The sequence below is a fragment of the Pedobacter cryoconitis genome (assembly GCF_001590605.1).
GTDB lineage: Bacteria > Bacteroidota > Bacteroidia > Sphingobacteriales > Sphingobacteriaceae > Pedobacter > Pedobacter cryoconitis_A.
The window spans coordinates 4,288,744-4,307,474 of sequence record NZ_CP014504.1 but is presented as its reverse complement, the minus strand read 5'-3'; the positions used below and the strand labels follow the sequence as shown (position 1 = coordinate 4,307,474).

At 40.3% G+C, this 18,731-nt stretch carries 16 protein-coding genes; 14 read left to right on the top strand and 2 right to left on the bottom strand.

The window, feature by feature from the left end:
* Positions 1-93: 93 nt before the first annotated feature.
* The 8 genes from AY601_RS17970 to AY601_RS17935 all read left to right on the top strand — a co-directional run bounded on the left by AY601_RS17970 (position 94) and on the right by AY601_RS17935 (position 11,073).
* Positions 94-441 carry an ArsC family reductase gene (locus AY601_RS17970; RefSeq protein ID WP_068403557.1) on the top strand — a complete coding sequence of 116 codons (348 nt, stop codon included), beginning with the start codon at positions 94-96 and terminating at the stop codon, positions 439-441.
* Between the two features lie 140 nt (positions 442-581).
* Positions 582-1,319: a hypothetical protein gene (locus AY601_RS17965; RefSeq protein WP_157287998.1), complete on the top strand. Its 738-nt coding sequence runs from the start codon at positions 582-584 to the stop codon at positions 1,317-1,319.
* Between the two features lie 30 nt (positions 1,320-1,349).
* A complete protein-coding gene (locus AY601_RS17960; RefSeq protein ID WP_198163551.1) occupies positions 1,350-3,320 on the top strand; it encodes a M1 family metallopeptidase in 1,971 nt (656 codons plus the stop codon).
* Between the two features lie 355 nt (positions 3,321-3,675).
* The gene (locus AY601_RS17955) at positions 3,676-6,138 is read left to right on the top strand and encodes a GNAT family N-acetyltransferase (protein WP_068403552.1); all 2,463 of its coding nucleotides are present in this window, start codon (positions 3,676-3,678) and stop codon (positions 6,136-6,138) included.
* A 2-nt stretch (positions 6,139-6,140) separates the two neighbouring features.
* Positions 6,141-7,967, top strand: a complete 1,827-nt coding sequence (locus AY601_RS17950; RefSeq protein ID WP_068403549.1) for an IucA/IucC family protein — start codon at positions 6,141-6,143, stop codon at positions 7,965-7,967.
* Complete coding sequence (locus AY601_RS17945) at positions 7,967-9,373, top strand: MATE family efflux transporter (protein WP_068403541.1); 1,407 nt, start codon at positions 7,967-7,969, stop codon at positions 9,371-9,373. The genes AY601_RS17950 and AY601_RS17945 overlap by 1 nt, the downstream gene beginning before the upstream one ends.
* Positions 9,374-9,430: 57 nt before the next feature.
* The gene (locus AY601_RS17940) at positions 9,431-9,664 is read left to right on the top strand and encodes an acyl carrier protein (protein WP_198163550.1); all 234 of its coding nucleotides are present in this window, start codon (positions 9,431-9,433) and stop codon (positions 9,662-9,664) included.
* A gap of 35 nt (positions 9,665-9,699) precedes the next feature.
* Entirely contained in the window at positions 9,700-11,073 is a 1,374-nt protein-coding gene (locus tag AY601_RS17935; protein WP_068403534.1) for an AMP-binding protein, read from the top strand.
* On the opposite strand, the gene AY601_RS17930 is transcribed toward AY601_RS17935, so the two are convergent.
* A complete protein-coding gene (locus AY601_RS17930; RefSeq protein WP_068403531.1) occupies positions 11,070-12,401 on the bottom strand; it encodes a mechanosensitive ion channel family protein in 1,332 nt (443 codons plus the stop codon). The genes AY601_RS17935 and AY601_RS17930 overlap by 4 nt on opposite strands.
* Before the next feature lie 32 nt (positions 12,402-12,433).
* Entirely contained in the window at positions 12,434-13,078 is a 645-nt protein-coding gene (locus tag AY601_RS17925) for a hypothetical protein (protein WP_068403528.1), read from the bottom strand.
* Positions 13,079-13,249: 171 nt separating this feature from the next.
* On the opposite strand from AY601_RS17925, the gene AY601_RS17920 reads away from it, so the two are divergent.
* From AY601_RS17920 to AY601_RS17895, 6 genes are all read left to right on the top strand, one after another.
* Positions 13,250-13,471 (top strand): VF530 family DNA-binding protein, encoded by a 222-nt coding sequence (locus AY601_RS17920; protein WP_068403525.1) that lies wholly within the window; start codon positions 13,250-13,252, stop codon positions 13,469-13,471.
* Between the two features lie 220 nt (positions 13,472-13,691).
* On the top strand, positions 13,692-14,105 hold the full coding sequence (rpsL, locus tag AY601_RS17915) for a 30S ribosomal protein S12 (RefSeq protein ID WP_008244597.1): 414 nt from the start codon (positions 13,692-13,694) through the stop codon (positions 14,103-14,105).
* A 16-nt stretch (positions 14,106-14,121) separates the two neighbouring features.
* Entirely contained in the window at positions 14,122-14,589 is a 468-nt protein-coding gene (gene rpsG / locus AY601_RS17910) for a 30S ribosomal protein S7 (RefSeq protein WP_041878496.1), read from the top strand.
* Positions 14,590-14,605: 16 nt separating this feature from the next.
* Positions 14,606-16,720 (top strand): elongation factor G, encoded by a 2,115-nt coding sequence (gene fusA / locus AY601_RS17905; protein WP_068403523.1) that lies wholly within the window; start codon positions 14,606-14,608, stop codon positions 16,718-16,720.
* A gap of 62 nt (positions 16,721-16,782) precedes the next feature.
* The gene (gene rpsJ, locus AY601_RS17900; protein ID WP_008244591.1) at positions 16,783-17,088 is read left to right on the top strand and encodes a 30S ribosomal protein S10; all 306 of its coding nucleotides are present in this window, start codon (positions 16,783-16,785) and stop codon (positions 17,086-17,088) included.
* Between the two features lie 297 nt (positions 17,089-17,385).
* Positions 17,386-18,708 (top strand): outer membrane beta-barrel protein, encoded by a 1,323-nt coding sequence (locus AY601_RS17895; RefSeq protein WP_068403519.1) that lies wholly within the window; start codon positions 17,386-17,388, stop codon positions 18,706-18,708.
* Positions 18,709-18,731: the final 23 nt, after the last annotated feature.

The following is an 18,731-nucleotide window of genomic DNA, read 5'->3' as shown; positions in this document are numbered from 1 at the left end:
AGGGTTTTTGTTTAGGGCGTCAAAATGTGATGAACGCCTCAAAAAATGTGACGAATAGGGAAATATAGGTATATTTACGTTTATTTTATACAGATGATAGTTTACGGGATTCCGAATTGTAATACAGTTAAAAAAGCAAGAACGTGGTTGACAGACAACGGCATTGATTATGAATTTCATGATTTTAAAAAGCAGGGGATTACTGCAGAAAAACTTGAGCAGTGGTGTGCAGCCTTTGGCTGGGAAGTAGTTTTAAACAAAAAGGGGACTACCTGGAAAAAGCTGGCCCCCGAACAGCAGCTGGCAGTTAAAGATGAAAAATCGGCAATTGAAGTTTTATTGAACAATACCAGTGCAATTAAACGCCCTGTGGTAGAACAACACGGAAAAGCAATCCTGATCAGCTTCGATGAGGAATTATATAGCAAATTATTGAAATAGGGAAACCATTGCCTGTTAATTTTTGTTAAAAAATAAGGTGGAACATTAAACTAAATTATATTTGGAGTTATCGCCTGTAAACCACGTTTTTTCTGAGTTTCCCGAAAGGGGGGCTACAGGGCTGACGAAAAAGAAATACCATGAAAACTTTTAAACAACTGATCCTCGTATTGTTCCTGATAATACCACTCTATACATTTGCACAGACCGGAATTACCGGAGGTGTATTTGACTATGATAACAAGAGCTTCCCGCTGCAAAAGGTAACGGTAAAGAATTTGAATACGCACGAGACCACCTCAACAGGTGCAGCCGGACAATTCATGATTAAAGCGAAAAAAGGTGACTTACTGGAATTTTCCCTGCCGGGTTTCCATACCGATACTTTGTATCTGACTAATATGTTATCCAAAACCATTTATCTTCCTGCTTCATCCACCAACCTGAAACAAGTTGACATTCAGAGTGCGAGGCTTTCCAAAGATCTGAACCTGAAAAACCCGAATGCAAAAGGATTTGAACGTGTTCATGGAATTTCCCCAACGCAAAATGTTCAGCGTGCAGGAGGGATAGGCCTGGCTTTTGGTTCTGGAAAAGTAAGAAGAGAAAAAGCGAAAGAAAGAGCACTGGAAGAACGGGGTGCCTATGAAGCCGAAATTAGTAAGTACTTTAATGAAGAGCACGTCAACAGCTTAATCAAGCTGCAGGGACAAGAGCTTAAGGAGTTTATTGAGCTATACAGACCAACGGTAGAAAGAGTTAAGGCAGATGATCCTTTCAATTATGATTACTATATTGCTGTTGCTTATCAGACTTGGTTAAAATTACCTCCGGAACAGAGGAAATTGCCAAATATGAAGAAGTTAACAGGGCAGTAACCCCTTTTTACAATCATAAAACCCAATATAATGAATTATAAATTTATCCAGAGAACACTCCTTTTTGTAGTGTTTTTTGCTTTTAGTACCAATTTGCAGGCGCAAAAAACAGCTGCCGATAGTAATTATGATCCACATCTGGCTTTTGGCCCCTCATTTTATACACAGAATGGAAATGAATTCCGCTCAGCAAGTGGATATCCGGGCGCTAAATACTGGCAAAACCGCGCAGATTATAACATTTCTGCTACATTGGATGATCAAAAAAATACAGTAACGGGTACAGTAACGATTACTTATAAAAATAACAGTCCGGATCAGCTGCCCTATATCTGGCTGCAATTAGACCAGAATCTTTTTGAAGAGCATTCCAGAGGTAACGGTGTGATCAAACCTGGCAGCCGTTATGGCGCAAGAGGCGAAAAGGTAAAAGGTGGATACCAGATTACTGACCTTGCTGTTTCTCAAAAAGCACAAGGCGTAAAATTTACTTCAATGGTAGAGGATACCAGGATGCAGATCCGTTTGGATAAACCTCTGGCAGGAAGCGGCGAAACCATAACCATTAAAATGAATTACTCTTTTGTAATTCCAATAAACGGATCAGACCGTATGGGACATTTGACCACGCAAAATGGAGAGATCTATTCTATTGCACAATGGTTTCCAAGATTATGTGTTTATGACGATGTGTTAGGGTGGAATACGCTGCCATATTGGGGAGCAGGAGAGTTTTATTGTGAATATGGAGATGTTAACTATAGCATTACTGCACCTGCCAGTCATCTCTTAATGGGCTCAGGTGAATTGTTAAATCCTGAAGAAGTATTTACAGCAGTTCAATTGAAAAGATGGAATGCGGCAAAATTAAGTGATCAGACTATAGCTATCCGCACGGCTGATGAAGTGACCGATCCTAAATCGCGTCCTGCAAAAAACCAGCTAACCTGGAAATACAGAATGTCGAATACAAGAGATGTGGCTTTTGCTTCTTCCAAAGCTTTTGTACTGGATGCCGCTAAGATTAATTTGCCAAGCGGTAAAAAATCTCTGGCAGTTTCTGCGCAACCTGTAGAAAGCAATGGAAAAGACGGTTACGGACGAGGAGTAGAGTATGTGAAAGCAAGTATTGAGCATTATTCTGATAAATGGTTTGAATACCCTTATCCAATGGCAGTAAACATTGCTTCCAACATTAGCGGTATGGAATATCCGGGGATTGTTTTCTGCGGCTGGAAAGCGAAGACTGATGAAACCTGGGGTGTTATAGACCATGAATTTGGACATAGCTGGTTCCCGATGATTGTTGGAAGCAATGAACGTAAATATGGCTGGATGGACGAAGGTTTCAATACTTTCATCAATGGATTATCTTCTGAAGCATTTAATAAAGGAGAATATAAAAATTCGAAGCAGAACATACAAGCGGCAGCCAAGGCAATGTCAAAACCAGATAAAGAGTTTATTTTATTGACTCCGGATGCCATGGGAGAGACCAACATTGGCCAGAACTTGTATTTTAAACCAGCAATGGGTCTTCAACTCTTAAGAAATGAAGTATTAGGTACTGATCGTTTTGATTACGCATTCAGAAATTATATCAAAGCCTGGGCATTTAAGCATCCTACACCGACCGACTTTTTCAGATCGATGGAAAATGGCGCAGGAGAGGACCTTTCCTGGTTCTGGAAAGGCTGGTTCCTGGATAACTGGATCATGGATCAGGCAATTACCAGTGTAACACCAGTAAAAAATGGTGGTCAGCTGGAAAGCTATAATATTGTGATCACGAACCTGGAACAAATGCCAATGCCTATTATCCTGCAAGTGAAAGATAAAAATGGTAAAGTGGGGAACATTAAAGTACCAGTTGATGTTTGGATGCGAAATAAGAGCTGGACAATTAATTATCCAACTACAGTAGAGTTACTCTCTGCAGAATTAGACCCGGAAAAAGTTTTACCGGACGTAGATGTCGCCAACAATACCTGGTTTAAATAACAACTCCAATAAACAGGCAAGCTTAACTTAAAGCTTGCCTGTTTATTTTTTCAGCAAGTCTATCTCTGCTGATATTCCTGATTAAGCGTAATCGAACGCAGATTTCCTCCCGTTATCCCCTAACATTACATCAGCCCTTTTAACCGGAACTCCGCGTCTGCCGGGGTTTAAAGCTGTTTCTTACAAGTTTCTCTAAAATCTTAATAAGAAATACGATTTCACTATTTCTTTCTTTACCTGAAGTTTTATTTGCTATTTATAATAATTATAAATACGTTTACCTTTGTTAATTTTAATTGTTCTAAATAAGAATAATTACTGATTGATGTATTATGAACCCTACATCTGCTATTACATGAAAACAAAAAGTACTACTTTCGACTTAGCTGAACTGCATACGCAGTCAGAACAAGTTAATTTTAAATCACTGATTAATTGCTGTTGCCGGGAGTTTGATAATTGGAGCCGATATGAAGGTATTCCAAAATATGATGTGGCTTTGGCTGATTATATGCAGTCAAGCGGTTACACTTCATTTTTAAGATTTGATTTTACCAGTATAGGCATAGAGGTTTTTGTACCCCTCGATTATTTTTCTGAGAGTGGTGTTCACTCTTTCTTTTATCCCGTGGTAGAACGCAATTGCGAAACAGATGTGATCCATGGTATAGACCCGAAGCGGTTTGTAGAATTGATTGCAGCATTTGCTAAGGATGCTTATCCGGATGTTGATGCAGCGATCACATTAGGGCGGCTTGAAAATAGTATTCACAATTTAAGAGGTTATTTATTCGATTTTCAGGCAAATAACCGTAAAGCCAATCAACCTGAAATGTCTTTTATCGAGGCAGAGCAATCTCTGATATTAGGTCACAGTGTGCATCCGCTGCCAAAAAGCAGAGCAGGTTTTACCGAAGTTGAGCTGGCTAAGTATTCTCCGGAAACAGGCGGACAATTTCAGTTAAGTTATTTCCTGGTTCACCCGGATAATATCATTGAAAAGAGTTCTGAAGAAGTACTGACTACCGTACAGCTCAGAAATGACTTGCTGGCTGGCGGGGACGAAACTTTAAAAAATATATTAACGCAATATCCAGACTGGAAAGTTATTCCGGTACATCCGTGGGAGGCTAAATATTTAGTAGCACTGCCAGAGGTAAAGGAGATGCAAGCGAAAGGACTTTTACATAGTCTGGGGGAATTTGGTCCTTTGTTTACCGCAACTTCATCGGTTCGTACCGTGTACAATGCAGAGAGCGAATGGATGTATAAATTTTCTTTGCATGTGAAAATTACCAACTCTTTCCGGGTCAACTATCCGCATGAACTGCACCGTGGATATGATGCCAGTGTTTTGTTGAAAACAACCTGGGGCCAGGGAATCGGGAAGGATTTCCCGGAAATAAACCTGATAACAGATCCAGCCTTTATTATGGTGAGTTACCAGGGGAAGGTGATTGATGGCTTTAGTACAAGTATCCGGCAAAATCCTTTTTCCGGAGCCGCCGCGAAAAAGAATGTAGGTATGGTTGCCTCATTAACTCAGGATGGAATTTTAGGACAAGCACCAAGGATGCTGAACCTGATTACAGAAGCCGCCAGCCGCCAGGGGAAACCTGCTCAGGAAGTTGCTTTAGCCTGGTTTACACAGTATCTTAAAATTACCATTAAACCTTTAGTCGGTCTCTTTAATAAATATGGATTGGGTGGGGAATACCATCAGCAGAACATGCTGGTTGAATTTGATAATAACCTTTTCCCTGCCAGGTTACACTTCAGAGATAATCAGGGATATTTTTTCCGTCAGGGCAAAGTAGAAGAACTTTATACCGTTATTCCTGATTTTGGAATTGACAGCAGATCATTTATCGGAGAACCAAGGTTGATCAATTTCCACAGCTATTACCTGCTGGTCAATCATTTGTTAGGGATCGTAAATGCTTTAGGCAGAAGCGGCCTTGCAGATGAACAAGTTCTGATCAGCTTATTATATGACGCCTATTGGGCAGAGGAAGAAGCTGACACTACGGGGCTGGTTGCGCATTTATTAAACAGTACGATCCTGACTATTAAAGGGAACTTACTAACCAACCTGAACAATATGGACGAGGCCAGTGCGCCCAGAACACATCCTGCAATTTATAAAGAGTTCCCTAATCCGTTAAATAAAAAGGTCTTCTCTAAAGAACTGATTAACCCTAAAGGTAAAGATGTAGTATTCAGCCGTTACTTTGCAAAAGAAGATGTTGAAATTACGATTCGTCCGCTAGACCTGGACCGCGATCTGGAAATGCTGCATGAGTGGTTTCACCGTGAGCACGCCTTAAAGATCTGGAAAATGAACTGGCCAATCCGTGAACTGGAAACATTTTACCGTACGCTGCTTGCGGGAAATGTAGTGAACAGTTATATCGGTGAGGCAAACGGTGTCCCTACTTTTAACTTTGAAGTGTATTGGGCGTGCCGGGATTTAGTTGGCAAATATTATGATGCTTTACCAACAGATTATGGTACACACCAGTTTATTGCACCGGTTGATCCTAAATTAAAATTTGCTTCTCCATCTACGCAATCGATACTGGATTTTGTGTTTGCAGAGCCAAAGGTTGGGAAAATGGTAGGAGAGGGCGCTGTAGATTCTATGGCCTCGATTATGAATAAAGCACATGTGGGCTTCAAAATCGAAAAGGTTATCGAACTACCGGACAAAAAAGCTAATCTGAATTTCTGTTACCGCGAGTGGTACTGGGCAAAATTCCCGGCAGCCAAAGATTTCCGGAATGAACTGGTTTCAGCACTTAAGCCTAAAACATCTTAAAAATGACAACGACAAATTTACTGGAGAGCATAACACCTCTTCAGCTCACGATATGGGAAAAAGTGAATACAGATCTTTTTGCCAAAACATTAGCAGAATTGATGCATGAGCAAGTTGCGCTTCCACAAATTAGCAGTGAAGATGCAGACGGGCTGATTCATTTCAGGCTGACCACTGATCATGGAAACATCTATTATACCTTTTCAGCTTACCCGCGTTTGCTGGATTACTGGCATATTTTAAAGCCCTCAATCCAGAAGCATGAAAATGGAATAGTAAAACCAGCAACAGATGTACCGGCTTTCTTTACCGAAGTACAACAAACATTTGGTCTCAACTCCTTTACACTCGCCCATTATATAGAAGAAATCCTGCATACCTTATACGCAGACGCCTTTATTCAGTCCAAAGGACGGATGGCGGTGGGTATTTTGGCCGAGGCAGATTATCAGACCATTGAACATCAGATGGAAGGACATCCCTGGATTATTGTCAATAAAGGAAGACTGGACTTCAATCAGGATGATTATCTGAATTATGCGCCAGAAGCGAAACAAAATACCCGGTTAATGTGGATCGCGGTACATCAAAGCCGCGCGGCTTTTAAAGCGGTAGAAGAGATTAATGAGCAGGAATTCTTTGAAGATGAATTAGGTAAAGAGAAAATCATTACATTCAACAATTATTTATCTGCTAAGGGTTTAGTGCCTTCAGACTATCTTTTCATGCCCGTACACGAATGGCAGTGGAATAATAAATTGCTGATCTTATTTGCTGCAGATATTGCTGGTCAATTGCTGGTTCCCTTAGAATTTGGCGATGACCTTTATTCCCCTCAGCAAAGTATCCGTACTTTTTATAACCTGAGCCATCCCGATAAACATTATGTAAAAACGGCTATTTCTATCTTAAACACTGGAACGGTAAGAGGTTTACCACCAAAGCAACTCGCTATTGCCCCACGTTTAACAGCATGGCTTAAAAGTGTTTTACTGACTGATGCCTATTTACAAGATCTGGGGCTGGTACTTTTAGGTGAAGTAGCTACTATAGGTTATTTACATCCGAACTATACCGGGATTATAGATCCACCATTTCAATATAATGAATACCTGGGGGTATTGTGGAGAGAAAGTCCTGGGAAATTCTTAAGGCCGGGAGAGAAGCTAATGACCATGGCTTCCCTTTTATATGTAGATGATACTGGAAAAAGCCTTATACAGGAACTCATTGAAAGATCAGGTCTGCGTGCTGAAGAATGGTTAATGACCTATCTGAATGCCTACCTGAAACCGTTGCTGCATATTTATTACCAACATGCTGTTTGTGTAAACCCGCATGGGGAAAATGTAATACTGATCATGGAAAACTACGTTCCTGTCCGTATTGTACTGAAAGATTTTGCAGGTGACATCTTACTGAATGAGGAAGCTCAGGCCAAGTTACCGAAAGACTTCTCTGAGAATATGATCCTTTCTTCTAACCCGGAAAATGTGCCACTGGTAATTTTGATCGGAGTATTTGAAGCTTATTTCAGGTACTTAGGAGATCTCTTCCATACTACTGTCGGTTATCCTGAAAAATCATTCTGGAAATGTGTCTATAACGTGATTGAAGTTTACCAGGAAACGCACCCGGAGCTGAATGCAAAATTTGAAAGGTATAATTTATTTGTACCACACTTTAAGCGTTTAAATATCAATAGTCAGCGACTGTTTAATGGCTATAAAGAGACGACCGGTTTTGCGAGATCATTTAAAAGCGGGCAATTAAGCAATCCACTGACCTTGTTCAGAACTGCTGGAACCGCATCTTTAAAAGAGAATTAATGAAGACACTTATTTTGCAAACGCGGTCAGTATTGCTTTTGCTTCGTCAGGCAGTTCAAGGCACGGAAAAGAAATTCACTACTGGTGGAATTAACCGGGCCATTGTATTGCTATCTGTACCTATGGTGCTGGAGCTGACAATGGAGTCGCTTTTTGTTTTTGTCAATATCTTCTTTGTCAGCAAACTTGGCGCAGGAGCAATTCTGATCGTAGGGATTACACAATCTATTACGGCTGTTGCTTATTCTGTAGCCATGGGATTAAGTATTGCTGCATCTACAATTATTGCCAGGCGTATAGGAGAAGCTAAATTCGAAAGTGCTGGTTCTACTGCCATGCAGGCCATTTATGTCGGCGTGAGTATAGGTGGGACGATCGCACTTTTATTGTGTATTTTCTCTACTCAGGTTTTACATGCAGTTGGTGCTGCGGATGTTTTAATTGTACAAGGGCATGTCTTTTCTCAACTGATGCTGGGCAGTGTCTTTTTACTGATCCTCAGGATGCTGTTAAACGGAATCTTCAGGGGTGCCGGAGATGCGGCCATGGCGATGCGTAACTTATGGGTTTCTAACCTGATTAATATCATCCTCTGTCCGGTCCTGATTTTTGGCTGGGGCTTTATTCCTGCTTTTGGACTGACCGGAGTTGCACTGGCTACAGTAATTGCCAGGGTGATTGGTGTCATTTATCAATTCTGGTATTTGATTCAGGGAAAAACTATCATTGTAATCAAAAAGGCACAGCTTGCTTTTGTACCGGAAATTGTAAAAAGCATTTTACGCTTAGGTTTTGCGGGTACTTTTCAATACTTGATACCTTCTTCGAGCTGGTTGATCATGACTAAAATCATTACTCATTTTGGAGCCGATGCTTTTGCCGGTTATATTATTGCACAGCGCGTAGCTTCAGTCGCTACGATGCCAGCTTGGGGTATTGGAAATGCAGCAGGTGTTTTAACCGGACAAAATATGGGAGCCAACCAGCCTGAACGTGCAGAACAGACCGTCTGGAGGGCAGGTTGGTTTAACATGTGTTTTCTAAGCCTGGTAGCCATATTCTGGCTGTTTTTTGCGAAGGATGTGATCGGCATTTTTACCAATGTACCGGGTATCCTTCAAAATGGGGTCATGTATATTCAATACCTGTCTATCGCCTATGTCTTGCTGGGTTATACGATGGTAATTTCCAGAGCATTGAATGCTGCTGGGAATGTAAAGCAGTTAACCATGCTCTATATCCTGATGTTTTATATCACTCAGCTTCCTTTGGCCTGGTTCCTTGGGATTAGCCTGGACTGGGGAACAAAAGGAGTATTCATTGCGATTCTCACTTCCGAACTGGTACTTGCTATTGCTTGTATTGTCATCTTTAGAAGAGGGGACTGGAAGAAAACAAAAGTTTAAAAACAGCTGATCCGGTCAGCGCTTCATCCTAACCTATAAAACAAAAACAACATGAACATGTCACCGAAATTACAAGAGATTTTTGCTACTGCCTTAGCAATCTCTTCAGATCAGATCACAGCTGATTTAGCCTATCAAAGTGTTCCTGAATGGGATTCCATGTCACATATGATCTTGATTTCAGAATTGGAATCCAGCTACGCTATTGCGATTGAAACAGAAGACCTGCTGGAAATGAACAGCGTACCCAATGTGATCTCAGGATTACAAAAGTACGGGGTCGAAATTTAATTAAACCGCTCCTTTTGACTAAAATATAGAACAGCATGAAACTTTACGATTTAATTTTAAGGAATAAAAACCTGGTTTATGTTGATGCCTTAACCGATACGTCGTATGGGGTCAATGAATTTCATCAATCCATTACGGTTGATGACCGGAAAGCGGTGGTTTTCTTATATACAGATAACAGGATAGGTTCGGTAGAAGTGTTTCTAAACTTCTTGCAGAGCCGTTTTACCGTTACATTATTGAGTCCGCAACTGGATATCCAGTTTAAGCTGGAGTTGGAGCAGGCCTATCAGCCTTATTATATTTACGATCCTTCCAGAGCAGTAATTGATGGATTTGAGCTTTACGAAGCGTCTTCCAGGATTCAATTGTTTAAAAACCTGTCTGAGCCGGATTATCCCGTTCATGAGCAGATCAAGTTATTATTGAGCACTTCAGGAACTACGGGTTCTCCAAAGTTTGTGAAGCTATCAGATGAAAACCTGGTACAGAATGCGTATTCCATTTTGGAATTTCTTCCGATCCTGTCAACAGATGTAACCCCTTTAAATGTACCCATCATTTTTGTTTACGGACTTTCTATTTTCACCAGCAATTGTATTGCAGGTGGAAAAATGATTTGTACGAACAGGGATATTTTACAGCAGGACTTCTGGGCAGATTTTGACCACTATGCTTGTACCTCTATCGGGGGTGTCCCTTATGTTTATGAAATGCTGAACAGGATTGGTTTTTTCAAAAAAGAGTATCCTTCATTAAGATATATGACGCAAACAGGCGGGATTCTGAACCATACTTTGGTTCAGGTACTCGCTGAACATGGAAAAAGGCAGCAGACGCAGTTTTTTGTCATGTATGGACAGACTGAAGCTGCCGGACGGATGGCTTACCTGCCACCTGACGATCTTTTTACTAAAAATACTTCTATTGGGATACCGATTAAAAACGGAAGTTTCGAGATTGATGCCGATAGCAGTGAACTGATTTATCTTGGCCCTAATATTTTTGGAGGCTATGCCCGAAAGCTGGAAGATCTGGCTACATTTCAACAGTCTGAACGTCTGCAAACGGGCGATATAGGCAGAAAAGATGAAGACGGTTATTATTATATTACCGGAAGGATCAAAAGGATTGTGAAGTTGTTTGGTACGCGGATGAACCTGGATGAGGTAGAACTGATCTTGAAGAATGCGATGGGTGGAGAGACTTTTGTCTGTATGGGAATTGAAGACAAATCCATCTTGGTATTGCATTTAAATGAAGAGCTGGCGCCTGAACAGGTTAAACGAATACTTAAAGAAAAGTTAAATGTGCACCCGAGTATGGTTAAAGTGAAATTTGTGGAATCCGTTCCTTTAACACCAAATGGCAAGATCGATTACGGCACAGCAATTCAGTTGATTGACTAAAGATTTTCCTGACGGGAGGCCGGCGGACGGCTGACGGTCAGGGGATCATTAAAACTAATACTGGTGGTATCGCCAGAAGCTTCTGTTTCATAAATCTGAAGATCGAAGTAACGGGCAGCAGCTATCAGGTGATCGAAAATATCGGCCATAATATATTCATAGTCAGCCCATTTAGTGGTGCTGGTAAAAGCGTAAAGTTCTATCGGCAATCCGTTCGGTGTAGGCGCAAGATGCCGGACCATCATGGTCATCTTTTTATGCGTTCCTGAGTGGTTGTTCAGATAATTGTCAATGTATTTTCTGTACAATCCGGCATTCGTCAGATTTCTTCCGTTGATTAAAAGGGATTTGTCGATTCCTAAGCGCTCGTTGTTCTTATCGATGTCTTTTTGACGATGTTCGATATAACTGGTGAGAGATTGTATTTTCTTGAACTCTTCGACTTCCTCAGCAGTAATAAACCTGATCGTAGCTTGCTTGATCAGGATTGCTCTTTTGATCCTTCTGCCACCTGCTTCACTCATTCCACGCCAGTTCTGAAAGGAATCTGAGATCAGGGAATAGGTAGGAATGGTCGTGATCGTTTTATCAAAGTTCTGCACTTTTACTGTGGTCAGATTAATCGCAACAACGTCACCGTCTGCTCCATATTTAGTCATGGTGATCCAGTCACCGATCCTTACTGTGTCGTTGGCAGTGACCTGAATACTGGCTACAAAGCCCATAATAGTATCCTTAAACATTAATAACAAGACCGCTGATATCGCACCCATTGCTGTAAAAAAGGCAATAGGGGATTGTCCGGTAAGGTGAGAGAAAATGACTACTGCACCAATCAGGTAAAGGATCATCCGCACAACCTGGATATAACTGTCTATAGGTTTTTCACGGAACGTTGATTTCGTCCGGAGATCATCGCCACTGGCTTTGATTAGTGTCATTGCAATCCAGATCACAATAAATACCATGTATACATCTGTAATGGCATTCATAGGTTTGATCATATCCGGGAAATCCAAAAAAAGGATTGGAATGAGTGCATTGACCAGGATGAGCGGTGCGCATTGGGCTAAGAAATGGGGAAACCTGTTGTTGAGTAAATGATGAAAGAATTTAAATTTAGAACGTTTGCTGGCCCGGATCAGAATGATCCTTAATATCCTTCTCACGGTATGGTGAAAGATATAGATAACAATGAGCAGTGCAAACATCAGCAGGAAAAGATTGACAAAGGCTGCGAGGTCTTCGGGCATTCCCCATTTGACCAGCAGGTTATAAGTCCATCGGCTGCTTGTATTTAAAGTGTGGGTAAATCTAAATTCTCTCATTCATGTTCCTCAGCAAGGCTGGAAAGCCTTATTTAGCGGGCTTTAAAAAAGCTCTCTTTTAATTTTTGTGCATCAATTAATGGTTCTGGTGCATCAAGTCTGATTAACCAGCCTTTTTGTTTCAGCAATGCGATCTCTACTTTAGCTACAGATAGGTCTTTTCCTTTGATGCTTTCGCGATAAATCAATGGAGCGGGTGGTTCAACATTAGTGCCGGTAGAGAACAAAACTTCAATATTGAATTTTGGCCATAACTGGATGTCACCAAGGTTGGCAGAAAAAATCTTTTTAGCACTGTGTGCCGGGATCACTGCTGCAAATTCACCTTTAAAATTCCCACCTTTTTCTGTGGTTAAGGTAGCTAATAGCTGGAAAGAAGTTTCATTGATCAGGTTAAAATGTGCCACTGCTGCACTGTGCTGATCGGTAACCAAACCCAGATAAACGCCTTCTTTGATAAATTCTGCCACTGGAACAACTACTGCCTGGCGATTAGTGACTACGGTATTCTCATCTGGAATTTCACCATGTACTAAAGTTACTTTAGAGGCCTGTACCGGAATTTCAAAATCATTAGCGTCTGTGACACCGATAGTGTCTTTGTCAATGATGCGGGTGATGTACCCTTCTATATTTTCGTCTACGAAACGTACGAAATCACCTAAGTTGAAGTTCATATGATTGTTTTTTATTGAATAGTTATGCTATTCATACAAACCTAAGGAATTATATAGAATAAATTGGAGGGAAGAGGGATTGAATGTGTTGTGTATCTTTCCTCTCATTTCGAAGCGGTGGGAGTAGTATATGCGACAAGTTTTTTATCTTTGGCCATCGAAAGAAATTTTATGGCAGAAGAGAAACAGGTTAATAACCCATTACATGGGAAAACATTGGAGTTTATTCTTAAACAACTGGTGTGGCATTATGGATGGCCCGAAATGGGTGCAATGATAAAAATTGCTTGTTTTAACAATGACCCAAGTTTAAAATCAAGTCTGACTTTTTTAAGAAAGACGGAGTGGGCACGTAAGAAAGTAGAGAAACTTTACCTGGATACATTTCATTAAATACTTTGCCCTGACGGCAAAGTATTTTTCCTTCCCCTGCGGGTAAACTACACATTCTGTAACCCGTAAATACCCTGTAAGTCTGTGTTTTCGTTTTTTTATGTTTGAAAAGGATTAAATTATAGTTAACCCCTTGATTTATAAATTGTATTGTCTTACCTTTGCAGTCCCTTATTGAGGGGTAAAGTTTTTAATAACAATATAGAAAAAACAAAAAACAATGCCAACCATTCAACAATTAGTTAGAAAAGGTAGAGTAGCACTGGAGTTCAAGAGTAAGTCTCCTGCGTTGGACAGCTGTCCACAGCGAAGAGGTGTATGTACACGTGTATATACCACTACCCCTAAAAAACCAAACTCAGCAATGCGTAAAGTTGCACGTGTACGTTTGACCAATGGAAAAGAAGTTAACGCTTATATTCCTGGAGAAGGTCACAACTTACAAGAGCACTCCATTGTATTGATCCGTGGTGGTCGTGTTAAAGATTTACCAGGTGTACGTTATCACATCATCCGTGGAGCTTTAGATACTTCAGGAGTTGCTGGTCGTAACCAACGTCGTTCAAAATACGGTACTAAACGTCCTAAACCAGGTCAGGTAGCTGCCGCACCAACAAAAGGTAAAAAGAAATAATTAGGAGGAACAGAAAATGAGAAAGTCAAAACCAAAAAAGAGAATTATCCTTCCTGATCCGAAATTTAACGATGTTCAGGTGACGAGATTTGTAAACAATATGATGTACGATGGAAAAAAATCTATCGCTTACTCTATTTTTTATGATGCAGTAGAATTAGCTGAGAAAAAAGCTGGTGAAAATGGATTAGAAGTATGGAAACGTGCTCTAACAAATGTAATGCCTGCAGTTGAGGTTAAGTCACGCCGTGTTGGTGGTGCTAACTTCCAGGTTCCTACTGAAGTTCGTCCAGACCGTAAAATTGCTTTAGGCATGAAATGGTTAATTTCTTATGCACGCAGACGTGGTGAAAAAACCATGAAAGAAAAATTAGCAGGAGAAATCGTTTCAGCTGCTAAAGGTGAAGGTGCTGCAGTTAAGAAGAAAGAAGATACGCATAAAATGGCTGAAGCCAACAAAGCGTTCTCACATTTCCGTTTTTAATTACTGAAAACATAAGATGTCAAGAGATTTAAAATTCACAAGAAACATTGGTATTGCTGCGCACATTGATGCTGGTAAAACCACTACTACAGAGCGTATCCTTTATTATGCTGGTGTTAGTCACAAAATTGGTGAAGTGCACGAAGGTGCTGCAACAATGGACTGGATGGCACAGGAACAGGAACGTGGTATCACTATTACTTCTGCTGCTACTACTGTTGGCTGGAAATATAGAGGACAAGATTACCATATTAACATCATCGATACACCGGGTCACGTGGATTTTACCGTTGAGGTAAACCGTTCACTTCGTGTATTGGATGGATTGGTATTCTTATTTTCTGCAGTTGATGGTGTTGAGCCTCAATCTGAAACTAACTGGCGTTTAGCTAACAACTACAATGTTGCCCGTATCGGCTTCGTTAACAAGATGGACCGTAATGGTGCTGATTTCTTGAAAGTTGTTGGACAGGTTAAAAGCATGTTAGGCAGTAATGCAGTTCCTTTACAATTACCTATCGGTGCTGAAGAAGGCTTTAAAGGTGTTGTTGATTTAATCAACAACCGTGGTATCGTTTGGAATGAGCATGATAAAGGGATGACCTTTACTGAAGTGCCAATTCCAGAAGATATGCTGGATGAAGTTGCTGAATGGAGAGAAAAATTATTAGAATCTGTTGCTGAGTATGATGAGTCTTTGATGGAGAAATTCTTCGAAGCTCCTGAAACTATCACTGAACGTGAAGTTTTGGATGCATTACGCCAGGCAGTATTGGATGCTAAAATTGTACCTATGGTTTGTGGTTCATCTTTCAAAAACAAAGGTGTTCAGACCATGCTTGATTACGTGATGGAATTATTGCCTTCACCAATGGATCAGGAAGGTGTAATTGGAACTAATCCAAATACAGGTGAAGAAGTTTTACGTAAACCAAGTGAGTCAGAGCCTTTTGCAGCTTTAGCATTTAAAATTGCAACAGATCCTTTCGTAGGTCGTTTATGTTTTATCCGTGTTTACTCGGGTAACTTAGAGGCTGGTTCATACGTATACAATGCGCGTTCTGAGAACAAAGAGCGTATCTCCCGTATCTTCCAAATGCATGCAAACAAGCAAAATCCTATTCCAAATGTTGGAGCTGGTGATATTGCTGCGGTTGTAGGCTTTAAAGATATCAAAACAGGTGATACACTTTGTGATGAGAAAAACCCAATCATTCTGGAGTCAATGAACTTCCCTGAGCCGGTTATCGGATTAGCTATTGAGCCTAAAACTCAAGCTGATGTTGATAAATTAGGTATCGGACTTTCTAAATTAGCTGAAGAAGATCCTACGTTCAGAGTACAAACTGATGAGGATTCTGGTCAGACAATTATCTCTGGTATGGGTGAGCTTCACTTGGATATCCTGATTGACCGCTTAAAACGTGAGTTTAAAGTAGAGGTTAACCAGGGAGCGCCACAGGTTTCTTACAAAGAAGCAATCACTGGTACTGTTCAACACCGTGAGACGTATAAAAAACAATCTGGTGGTCGTGGTAAATTCGCGGACATTCAAGTTGTTATTTCGCCAATCGATGCTGATTATGAAAAAGGTGGTTTACAATTTGTAAACGAAATTTCAGGTGGTTCTATTCCTCGTGAATTTATTCCTTCAGTGGAGAAAGGATTTGCTGCTTCAATGTCTAACGGAGTTTTAGCTGGATACCCACTTCCAGATATGAAAGTTCGTTTAATTGATGGTTCATTCCACGCAGTCGATTCAGATGCCTTATCTTTCGAACTTGCTGCTAAAATGGCATATCGTGAAGCATTACCTAAATGTAGCCCAGTATTGATGGAGCCAATCATGAAAATCGAAATCTTAACCCCTGAAGAAAACATGGGTGATGTTATCGGTGACATGAACCGTCGTCGTGGTCAGCTATTAGGTATGGATACACGTAATGGTTCTCAGGTAATTAAAGCAACTGTACCACTTTCTGAAATGTTTGGTTATGTAACTCAGTTACGTACAATCACTTCAGGTCGTGCAACGTCTACTATGGAGTTTGATCACTACGAACCAGCTCCAAGAAACGTAATGGAAGAAGTAGTTGCTAAATCAAAAGGCAGAATCAAATCTGCTGATTAATAAAAAATAAATCAGCTGCCTGTTATTAATAGCTCTAACAGGCGGCTTTAAATAAAAATAAGATGAGCCAAAGAATCAGAATTAAATTAAAATCTTACGATTACAACTTAGTAGATAAATCTGCTGAGAAAATCGTTAAGACTGTAAAACCTACGGGTGCAGTTGTTAGTGGACCAATTCCATTGCCAACAGAAAAGAAAATCTTCACTGTTTTACGTTCACCACACGTGAACAAAAAAGCACGTGAGCAGTTTCAATTATGTGCATACAAACGTTTGTTAGATATTTATAGCTCTAACTCTAAAACTGTTGATGCGTTGATGAAACTTGAATTACCTAGCGGTGTTGAAGTAGAAATCAAAGTTTAATGCTTTTTTAGCTTACAAAGAAAAAGGCCTTCGGAATTTCCGGAGGCCTTTTTCTTTGTAAGGAGGTTTTCCTGTTGTTGGACTACTGGAAAAAATCCTTGATTTTACGTGTTAGATTCATGTTTCATTATGAAAAAATACCTTTCCATTTTGGGATGGTATTTTTTGGTTAAAATAGAATGTACTGAGTGTTTTTTGATGCAATACATTGTTTATGAGTATTTTGTGTTTTTGATCTTATTTGTGGCATTTGCTTGGAAGAGGTAGTAAGTATTAAAATAAACACACTGAGTCATAATGAAAAAACTACTACTGGCAATCATCGCGATGACAGCTCTTGCGTTCAATGGATACGCACAACAAGACACTTTAAAAGTAAAAAAAGATACAGTGGCCCGTTCACTGCCTTCACCTATTGACTCGCCCCCTTTTCCAAGTTCGGAGTGGGATGGAGCTCCTTTAATTGGTGTAAATTCTGAAGCACCAAATTATCCTTTACAAAAATTACTGGGCCTGAAGGGGCGTTTCAAGATATATGGCTGGCTTGATTTCGGCGGGAATATAAGTTCATCGAAACATTCAAATGCGCCTGAATCTTATGATATTGTACCTAATGGGGCCGGATTGGATCAAGCCATCATCAAGATAGAAAGACAACCGAATACGGTACAAACAAAACACTTCGACTACGGATTTCTATTGACTAATATATTCGGAACGGATTACCGGTATACCACAGGTAAAGGTTACTTCAGTGATCAGCTGCTGAAACATAATAATAAATATGGTTATGACCCGGCTGAGATTTATGGTTTGCTTTACTTTCCTAAAGTTGCCGATGGTCTGATTTTGAAAATTGGCCGTTTTATTTCTCCTGCTGATATTGAAGCACAATGGGCTCCTGATAATTATTTATACTCACACTCATTGATGTTCACGGTCGATCCTTATACTTTCACTGGTGTACAAGCGACTTTCAAATTAGGCGCACACTGGCAGTTAATGGCAGGTGCGCATGCTGGTAATGACATGGCTCCCTGGAGTAATTCTGCAAGTTTAAATGGTTTGCTGATGGCGCGTTGGGTATCTGCTGATAATAACAACTCTCTTTTTGGAGGAATTAACTCTCTGGGATCAGGTAAGTATAAAAATAACCATGATAACCTGCAGATGTTGGTTGCTACCTGGGGCCACCGCTTTAATGGAACGGTGCATATGATGACCGAAGTTTATTATATGTGGCAAAAGGATGCCCTGGTAGGGGGTACTGTGATAGATGGTCCTCCACAAGATTTTTATACTGGAGTGGGTGCAGGAAGTTTAATACCTGGAACTTCAAAGGCTGTTGGTGCGGTCAATTATTTCCAGGTCAAACTTTCTGCTAAAGATTACCTGTCAGTCCGTAATGGTTATTTGAGTGATCCACAAGGAAACAGAACAGGCTATGCAACTCAATATTCAGATCATACGATAGGCTTTGTACACCACTTTAACAGTTTGATTATGATTCGTCCTGAAATCAGGTATGAGCATGCTTATAAAGATGGCATAACCCCTTATGATAATGGAGTTAAAAAGGATCAGTATACGGCTGCAATGGATATAATTGCAAGATTTTAAGTGTTATTAATTTCAATTCAATA